Below are 7,933 nucleotides of genomic sequence, written 5' to 3'. Positions count from 1 at the left end.
GGCTCGTGGCTGATCGCCGTCGGCTTGTTCGAATCCAGCGTCAACGCGGACGTCTTTCTCGCCTGGATTCGCCACGTCCTCTTGCCGCAACTTCCCCCCGCCGCCGTGATCGTCCTGGACAACGCCACTTTCCACAAACGCGCCGACGTTCAAAACGCCCTCCGCCAAGCCGGCCACACCCTCGAATATCTCCCGCCTTATTCGCCCGACCTCAACCCCATTGAGCACAAGTGGGCTCAGGCCAAAGCCATCCGCAAACAAACTCACTGTTCCGTTGATGAACTCTTTCGTTCCAATAAAATATGATCACTATTACTTTGTTTAGCTATAACCTCCATCAACCAGCACATTCTCCATGTCTGACAAGTTATCCTTGTAGCGGGAGATGGCTTGCAAGGCTCCGGCCCGGTCCGTGACGTCCGCCGTGGTGACCTCAATCGCATGGGGCAACCCGTTGGTGTCAACGACGATATGACGCTTGATCCCGGAGACTTTCTTGCCCGCGTCATAGCCCTTCTTTTCAGCCGTGTCCGTGTTCCTGACGCTTTGGGCATCAGCGATGCCGAAGCTTGTCTTCGGCTGCCGACCAAGGCTCTGTCGCACCGCGCCAACCACATTTTTTTTAAGGCCTGCTCCAGCAGGCTGAGTTGGTCGTCGCGGCTCTCGCTCCACTTGCGGAAATACGCATAGCAGCTCTGCCATCGGGGAAAATCGGAGGGAAGCATCCGCCACTGGCAGCCGCTCTTCAGGACATACAGAACAGCACAGAAAACCTCATACAAATCAAGCGTACAGGGCTTCGTCCGCTTCCGCGCCTTCTCCAGAAACGGCCGCACCTTCTCAAACTGTTTCCGTGACACATCGCTGGGATAGGGCTGGTGCATGGGGGGCCTCCTTCATGGAAAGCCTTTGAAGCAATAACTGCTTAACAGATCGTAAACAGGCTCTGAGGTGATGCGTCCACGGTAATTGTCTCACCAGCGGTGAGACAAATTCCCAATCGGGATAAGCCTCGTAGAACTGCCGCATCCTGAACAGGTTGGCGCGAGTGAAGCCGCGCAGCCCCGGCTGGGTTTGCGCCAGATAGCGCGCCAGTTGCTCCACCACGCCATCGCCCCATTCCGAGGCGGCGATCCTGCGGCTGATGCGTTCGCCGATCTGCCAATACAATTCGATCAGCGTGGTATTGACCGCCTGCACCGCGCGCTGTTTAGCGGCGGCGATGAGCTGGGCGATTTCGGAGAAGTCAGCGGGCGGCTGGACGCTCATGCTGAATCTCCCGATTGTCCGCACGCGTGATAGGCACGCACATTTGCTCCCGCCGAAACGGCATTTCATGCCTTAAATAAAAAACCGCCTGACCCGGCGAGGAGAAAGGCGGCAGTTTTACGGCTTATCCGAACGGCTCGCGCGGCGAGCCGTCCAGGGGAAAATCGTGGAAAGCTTAGAACAAGGTGCTCCAGGGCACGACCGACAGAAAGCTCAGCCAAGCGGCGATCAGTAGCGCGATGATGATGACGAGCGGGAAGTTCTGAAAGGTAAACATCGTTGTTCTCCTTGCGGTTTCTATTGAAATATTAAATCAATTCTCTCTATCATTCAATGATTTATTATCATCTGGCCGTCGACCATACTGAGGGATGCGTGGGTCGTCGTCGTCCATCAGGATGCGGTGGGCCGGTCCTTCCAGATCGTCGAACTGCCCGGTTCGGACCGCCCACAAAAAGGCCCACAACGCCACGCCGATCACCCCCAGCGCCATCGGAATCAACAGATACAGGATTCGCATGACCGCCATCCTCCTCTCAGGATTGCCGGAGCCGCAGCGCGTTCACCACCACCAGCAGCGAACTGAACGACATGCCCAGCGCCGACATCCAGGGCGTCAGCCAGCCGCCGGCCGCCAGCGGCAATGCGATCAGATTGTACCCGATCGCCCAGGCGAAATTCTCCCGCATGATCGTCAGGGTGCGCCGCGCCGTATCCACGCCACGCACCAGATGTTCGAGTCGTTCCGACAGCAAAACCATATCCGCCGTGGCATGCGCCAGTTGCGTACCGCTGCCCATCGCCAGCGATACCTGGGCCGCCGCCAACACCGGGGTATCATTGACGCCGTCGCCCACCATCGCCACCACCGCGCCTTGGCGTTGCAACTCCCGCAACCGTTCCAGTTTATCTTGAGGAGAAAGCCCGCCCGTCGCCTCGGCGATGCCAAGCTTGCGGGCGACATGGGTCACCGCTTCTGATCGGTCGCCGCTCAGCAGCAGCACCCGCAACCCGCGTGTTTGCAAGTCCGCCACCGCCGCCGCCGCGCCGGGCCGCAAGGTATCGGTCAACTGGAACCAGGCCAATAGTCCCGTCTCGTCGCCCAGTACCACCCAAGTGCTGGCGGCGTCGAGATCGGTGCGCTCGGTGACCGCCGCGCCGCCCAATGCAGCGGCAAACTCGGCACGACCCACCCGGTAGCGTCGGCCCTCGATCCAGCCCTCGACCCCGTCGCCCGGACTGTTGCGCAGTTCCGTGGTGATCGGAACGGCGGCGCCGGCGGCTTCCGCCAGGGCGCGACCGACCGGATGTTCGGAACCGCGCTCCAACGCCGCCGCCAGCGCCAGACAGCGCCGCGCCTCCAGGCCGCTTTCCGGCTCTACTGCCGCCACTTGCGGCCGGCCGTAAGTCAAGGTGCCGGTCTTGTCGAAAATTACCGACGTGGCCCGCGCCAGCGTTTCCAACGCATGCCCGCGAGTCGTCAGCACGCCCAAGCGGGTCAATGCGCCGGTCGCGGCCACGATGGCGGTCGGGGTGGCCAAGGACAGAGCACAGGGACAAGTGACCACCAGCACCGACAGGGTAATGCGAAACGCGGTATCGAAATCGCTCAGCGACCACCAGACCAGCCACACCACCGCCGCCACTCCCAGCAGCGCGGCGACGAACCAGGCGGCGATGCGGTCGGCCAGCAGGGCCAACCGCGGTTTCTCGCTCTGCGCGCGATCCAGCAAGCGGACGATGGCCGACAGCACGGTCTCGGCGCCGACTTTCACGACCCGCATCACCAGCGGGCTTTCCACGTTGAGCGCGCCGCCGATCAGCGCGTCACCCCGGCGGCGAGACAGCGGCAGACTCTCGCCGGTCAACAGCGATTCGTCCACGCTGCTGGCCCCCTCCTCCACCCGCCCGTCGGCTGGAATGGTTTCTCCCGGCCGCACCAGCACCCGATCGCCGGGCGCCAGTTCCGCGACCGGCACCACCTGCTCGACGCCATCGGCATCCAACCGGATGGCGCTGGCCGGCAGCATCCGCACCAGCGCCTCGGAAATCTGTCCGGCTCGATGCCGGGCGGTCATTTCCAGAAATCGGCCAGTCAGCAGAAAGAACACGAACATCGTGACCGAGTCGTAGTAGACCTCGCCAGCCCCTTGCCAGGTGTGCCAGATGCTGGCGACGAAGGCGGCGAGCACCGCCAGCGATACCGGTACGTCCATGCCGAGTTGCCGGCGGCGCAGGTCGCGCCAAGCGGCAGCGAAAAACGGCTGCGCGGAGTAAGCCACCACCGGCACCGCCAAGACCAGGCAAATCCAGCGCAAAAAATCGCGAATCCAGACTTCCATTCCTTGGTATTCGCCGACGTACAGGCCCACCGCCAACATCATCACCTGCATCGCACCCAACCCGGCCACGGCCAGCCGCCGCAGGGCCACGGCGCGTTCGCGTTTCTGCAAGGCCTCCTGCCGGCTGGGATCGAAAGGATGGGCAACGTAGCCGATGGCGGCGATGGCTTCCAGAATCTGACTGAGTTTGATCTGGCGCTCGTCCCAGCACAGCCGGGCGCGGTGGGTAGAGTAATTGATTCGAAACTCCAGTACGCCGGGCAAGGCGTTGACATGGCGTTCGTTGAGCCAGACGCAGGCGGCGCAGACGATACCCTCCAGAATCAGCGCGGCCTCGCGGGTATGCTCGCCGTCGACGCGGACGAAACTCTTTTGCAGATCCGGTCGGTCGTACAATTCCAAACCGCGCAACGCCTCGGGAATGAGATCTTCCGGGCGGCGGGAGAGCGTGGTGCGATGATGGTAGAAGTCGGTCAAACCGGCGGCCACGATGGCCTCCGCCACCGCCTCACAGCCGTGACAACACATCGGCCGGCGGTGGCCATCGATCACCACGGCATACGACGCGCCCGGCGGCACCGGCAAACCGCAGTGGAAGCAGGCGGTTTCAGTTTCGGTGGAGCGACTTGGCGCCAGCGACTCGGCGGTTACGGACATCGGGGCGGCCATTCGGGTCGTTATGCGGGACAAGACGACGGGCGACGAAGCAGACTGAGCTAGCGATCCTCCACCCGAGTGTTGGCTTGGATTTCGTGCAACTCCTCTCCCTTGCGGATTTGCAGCACCAAATTCCAGTGGCCGGCGACCGGCAAGCTCACCGGCGCTTCATAAACGCCCGGCGCGGTTTCGGTCAGGTTGAAATCCACATCCAGTGTACTGGTGGAAGGCCGCAGAAACTGCCCGTCCACGGTTGCGCCGGTGACCGGTGCGCCATCGCGGGTTTGCACCGTAGCCCGGAACAGCGCGGCTTGGCCGACGATCGGCTCGTTCAACCAACCCTTGTGCACTTGCCAGCCGCGTTGCCGCTGGCGCTCGACTTGCTGCAAGTATTGATTGTACAGCGCTTCCTTCTTATGAAAATCGCGCGCGATCACCCCGGGAAACATCGAAGTGACCTCCCGCTGGTCGCTGGGCTCGGGAAACAGCCAACTCCAGAGCGTGGGATTGAGTCCACGTTCGGCGACCGAAACGAACACTGCGCCCGTCACCGCCACGAAAATGAAAAACCCGGTGAGGGTCGCCGGCCCCCAGTGCAGACCCCGGTCGTCGGCGCGGGCACCGAGCAGCATCCCGCAAGCCAGGGAAGCGAGCAGGTAAATCCCCAGATGGATCGCGAATACATCGCCGCCCGGCCAACGAATGATGCCGTAGGGCACGTACAGGCCCACCGTGGTCAGGGCCACCACGGCGGCGGCCTGCTTTGCATTCCAGCGCGCAAAACGGACCAGTCCAAGGTTGGCGAGCACGATCAACCCCACGCCAACCGCAAGGCTGAGCAACAGATGGCTCATCGACCGCCTTCCGGGATATAAAACGGCACTTGCCGCCGGATGGGTTCGGCTTGCACACCCATCAATGGTTCGATAACGAAGGTCACCTGGTCACCAGGCGAGCCGTTTCCTCCGACCGGCGGAATCTGGACCCGTGCCAGCAGCTTGATGCGCTCCTGCGGTTCCAATTCGATCCGTTCCATGCCATCCATGTTCAGAGTCGCGCCGGCCAACCCTTCGATACGGATACCGACGGTCATCGGTGCCGTCAGTTTGTTGTTCAGTTTGATCTCGTAACTGTTGCGAATACCACCGTCCGACATCTGGGTGTACAGCGGCTGGCGAATCTGCTCCACCGTGCCGGTGTAGGGCGCGCGAGTGAGCACGCTCCAGATCAGCAGGCTGGTCGCCGCCGTCAGGATCACCCCGTAACCGATGGACTTGGGTTTGACCAAACGTGTCTTCTTGCCGTTCAGCGCATTCTCGGAGGTATAGAGCACCAGACCGCGCGGCCATTTCAGATTGTCCATGATGGTGTCGCAGGCATCGACACACAGCGCGCAGGAAATACATTGATATTGCAGCCCCTTGCGAATATCGATACCCACGGGACAAACCTGAACGCAGTAGCCGCAATCGATGCAGTCACCCACCCCTTGCGCCTGCCGCTCCTCGCGGGTTTTCAGACCCTTGCCCAGCTTGGTCCGACCCTGAGTGCCCTCACCCCGCCGTTCGTCATAGGAGACGATCAGGGTATCGTGATCGAACATGGCGCTCTGGAACCGCGCGTAGGGGCACATGTAGGTACAAACCTGTTCGCGCGCCAACCCAGCCATGACGAAGGTAGTCAGCGCCAAAAAGCAGGTGGTGAAATAGGCCGCGTAGGGCGCATGTCCCAGCAGCATGTCGACCACCAGCGTCGGCGCGTCGACCCAATACATGGTAAAGGTCAAACCGGTCCAGAACGCGATCAGCAGCCATAAACCGTAGGTGAGGCCCTTCTTCACCAGCTTTTCACGGTTCCACGGTCCCTTGTCCAACCGCATCCGCGCCGGGCGTTCCCCCTGCACCCATTGCTCGACCATCATGAACAAGTCGGTCCACAAAGTCTGAAAACAGAAATAGCCGCACCAAACCCGACCAGCGATGCCGGTCACGAAAAACAGCAGGATCGCGAAAATGATCAGCACCCCGGCCAGCCAGAAAATATCCTGGACCTGGATGACCAGATCGAAAATGTAGAAATGCCGCCCCGGCAAATCGTACAAGATCGCCTGATTCGGTGCGTTCGGCCGTTCCCAGCGCAACCAGGGCAACAGGTAATAAACGACATACGCCAGAACCAGAATCCCAGTTTTGAGATTGCGGAAACGTCCCTTGACGGAGCGCGGATAGATTTGAATACGCTTTTGATAAAGCGAGATGCTCTCTTCGGACATGGTCCACCCAACTGACGGTTGAAACGGCGCAAACGATGATGTTGACCGCTTCCAAAGCCCAGCGTCATTGCGATCCATCAACCATGGCGGCTCGCAACGGTGCGAGGAAAAATCGGGATGCCGGCAAAAAGCCGGGGCCATAAACGCTTCACCCCCCAGCGTGGGGGGTGAGTTTCGATCGATGTCGCGTTATCCGCCGCGATGCCTTACTGGGCGCCGCCCAACTGATGCACGTAAACCGCGATCAATTTGATATCGGTCGGGGACAGGCGATCCTTCCACGCCGGCATGATGCGGGTATTGTTGACGCCCTTGGCGACGAAGTTCTTGATCGCCGCTTTTTTGTCCTGCACGGACTTTTGCGCCGGGACATCGGCGATGGCCCAGATCTTGTCGGTCAGATTGGCCGCGCCCTGCGACTGGAGACCCTTGGCGTCAGCACCGTGGCAGTAGTAGCAACCGCCGACCTGACCCTGAAAGATCGCTTGGCCACGCTCGGACGCCGCGCTCGGCTGCGTCTCACCCGACAGAGTCAGCACGTACTCGGCGACATCGTCCAGTTGATCGGGTTTGAGCACGGCTCCAAACGCGGGCATGAAACCCCTGCGACCCTGCACCAGAGTCTCGTGGATCTGATCCATGCCGCCGCCCCACAGCCAGTCGTCGTCGGTCAGATTCGGATACATGCCGACCACGCCTTGGCCGCCGCGACCGTGACAGGCCGCGCAGTTGTCGCCGAACAGACCCTTGCCGACCGAGCGGACGAACTCCATCATCTTGGGGTCCTTGACGATCTGGTCGTAGCTGGCCGCCTGCACTTTCGCCAACATCTCCTTGCGCTGCGGGTCATTGGTGGCGTCGCCCAGATCTTCCAGCAATAGGGCGCGGGTGTTCCAGCGATATTCGCGTTCTTCTTCCTTGCCGCTCGCCTTATCGGTCACGGCGTAATTCACCGTGCCGAAACCCTTGATCCAAGTATCTCCCACCGGCCAGGATGGATAGATGAACCAATACAGAACCGCAAACACCGCGCTCGCGTAAAAAAGACCACAACCACCAACGAGGCAGCGGGTTGTTATACTCTTGCAGGTCGCCGTCCCAGGCATGACCCGTCGTCTGCACCGCGCTGGATTGTTGTTGTACATTGGGGGTATTGTCACTCATTGTCCATCACCTTACGGGATTGGGAATGGTACCCGGCCTGTGCTGTGCTGTGCCGCGGCGGATCGTCATCGTCAAGCGGAATGTACTTGTAGGATTCCAACCGTTTGGCGCGGCGCTTGCCCGTGAAAACATAAATCAGGATGCCGCAGAAGGCCCCGAAAAACAGCACCAACGCCAGTGGCTTGGAATTCTCCATGTGAGTAAACCACATCAGCCAGTCAAACATCAG

6 protein-coding genes and 3 pseudogenes are annotated in these 7,933 nt (G+C 61.0%); 1 reads left to right on the top strand and 8 read right to left on the bottom strand.

Going from position 1 to position 7,933, the window contains the following annotated elements; genetic code table 11:
• A partial coding sequence (locus tag E4P82_RS13740) for a transposase (RefSeq protein WP_169249415.1) occupies window positions 1–306 on the top strand: 306 nt, incomplete at its 5' end.
• Window positions 307–327: 21 nt separating this feature from the next.
• On the opposite strand, the pseudogene E4P82_RS13735 reads toward E4P82_RS13740, so the two are convergent.
• From E4P82_RS13735 to E4P82_RS13700, 8 genes and pseudogenes are all read right to left on the bottom strand, one after another.
• A pseudogene (locus E4P82_RS13735) lies at window positions 328–884 on the bottom strand (IS5 family transposase); the annotation flags it as partial.
• Between the two features lie 64 nt (window positions 885–948).
• Window positions 949–1,269: pseudogene (locus tag E4P82_RS13730) on the bottom strand (DUF1016 N-terminal domain-containing protein); the annotation flags it as partial.
• 313 nt (window positions 1,270–1,582) lie between these two features.
• A complete protein-coding gene (gene ccoS / locus E4P82_RS13725) occupies window positions 1,583–1,789 on the bottom strand; it encodes a cbb3-type cytochrome oxidase assembly protein CcoS (protein WP_169249414.1) in 207 nt (68 codons plus the stop codon).
• A 16-nt stretch (window positions 1,790–1,805) separates the two neighbouring features.
• Window positions 1,806–4,268, bottom strand: a complete 2,463-nt coding sequence (locus E4P82_RS13720) for a heavy metal translocating P-type ATPase (RefSeq protein WP_246327587.1) — start codon at window positions 4,266–4,268, stop codon at window positions 1,806–1,808.
• A 59-nt stretch (window positions 4,269–4,327) separates the two neighbouring features.
• A complete protein-coding gene (locus E4P82_RS13715; RefSeq protein WP_169249412.1) occupies window positions 4,328–5,122 on the bottom strand; it encodes a FixH family protein in 795 nt (264 codons plus the stop codon).
• On the bottom strand, window positions 5,119–6,540 hold the full coding sequence (gene ccoG, locus E4P82_RS13710) for a cytochrome c oxidase accessory protein CcoG (protein WP_169249411.1): 1,422 nt from the start codon (window positions 6,538–6,540) through the stop codon (window positions 5,119–5,121). Before ccoG ends, E4P82_RS13715 begins: the two co-directional genes overlap by 4 nt.
• A gap of 206 nt (window positions 6,541–6,746) precedes the next feature.
• A pseudogene (gene ccoP, locus E4P82_RS13705) lies at window positions 6,747–7,704 on the bottom strand (cytochrome-c oxidase, cbb3-type subunit III).
• Window positions 7,697–7,930, bottom strand: a complete 234-nt coding sequence (locus tag E4P82_RS13700; protein WP_169249410.1) for a cbb3-type cytochrome oxidase subunit 3 — start codon at window positions 7,928–7,930, stop codon at window positions 7,697–7,699. Before E4P82_RS13700 ends, ccoP begins: the two are co-directional and overlap by 8 nt.
• Window positions 7,931–7,933 lie beyond the last annotated feature (3 nt).

The organism is Candidatus Competibacter phosphatis (assembly GCF_012939995.1).
Classification (GTDB): domain Bacteria; phylum Pseudomonadota; class Gammaproteobacteria; order Competibacterales; family Competibacteraceae; genus Competibacter; species Competibacter phosphatis.
The sequence above is the reverse complement of the archived record's forward strand: the minus strand, read 5'-3'. Positions and strand labels throughout refer to the sequence as shown.

What these genes read in the sequence shown, in the direction of transcription:
- ccoS (WP_169249414.1), bottom strand. Translation starts at nt 1,789, where the DNA reads ATGCGAATCCTGTATCTGTTGATTCCGATGGCGCTGGGGGTGATCGGC.
- E4P82_RS13720 (WP_246327587.1), bottom strand. Translation starts at nt 4,268, where the DNA reads ATGTCCGTAACCGCCGAGTCGCTGGCGCCAAGTCGCTCCACCGAAACT.
- E4P82_RS13715 (WP_169249412.1), bottom strand. Translation starts at nt 5,122, where the DNA reads ATGAGCCATCTGTTGCTCAGCCTTGCGGTTGGCGTGGGGTTGATCGTG.
- ccoG (WP_169249411.1), bottom strand. Translation starts at nt 6,540, where the DNA reads ATGTCCGAAGAGAGCATCTCGCTTTATCAAAAGCGTATTCAAATCTAT.
- E4P82_RS13700 (WP_169249410.1), bottom strand. Translation starts at nt 7,930, where the DNA reads ATGTTTGACTGGCTGATGTGGTTTACTCACATGGAGAATTCCAAGCCA.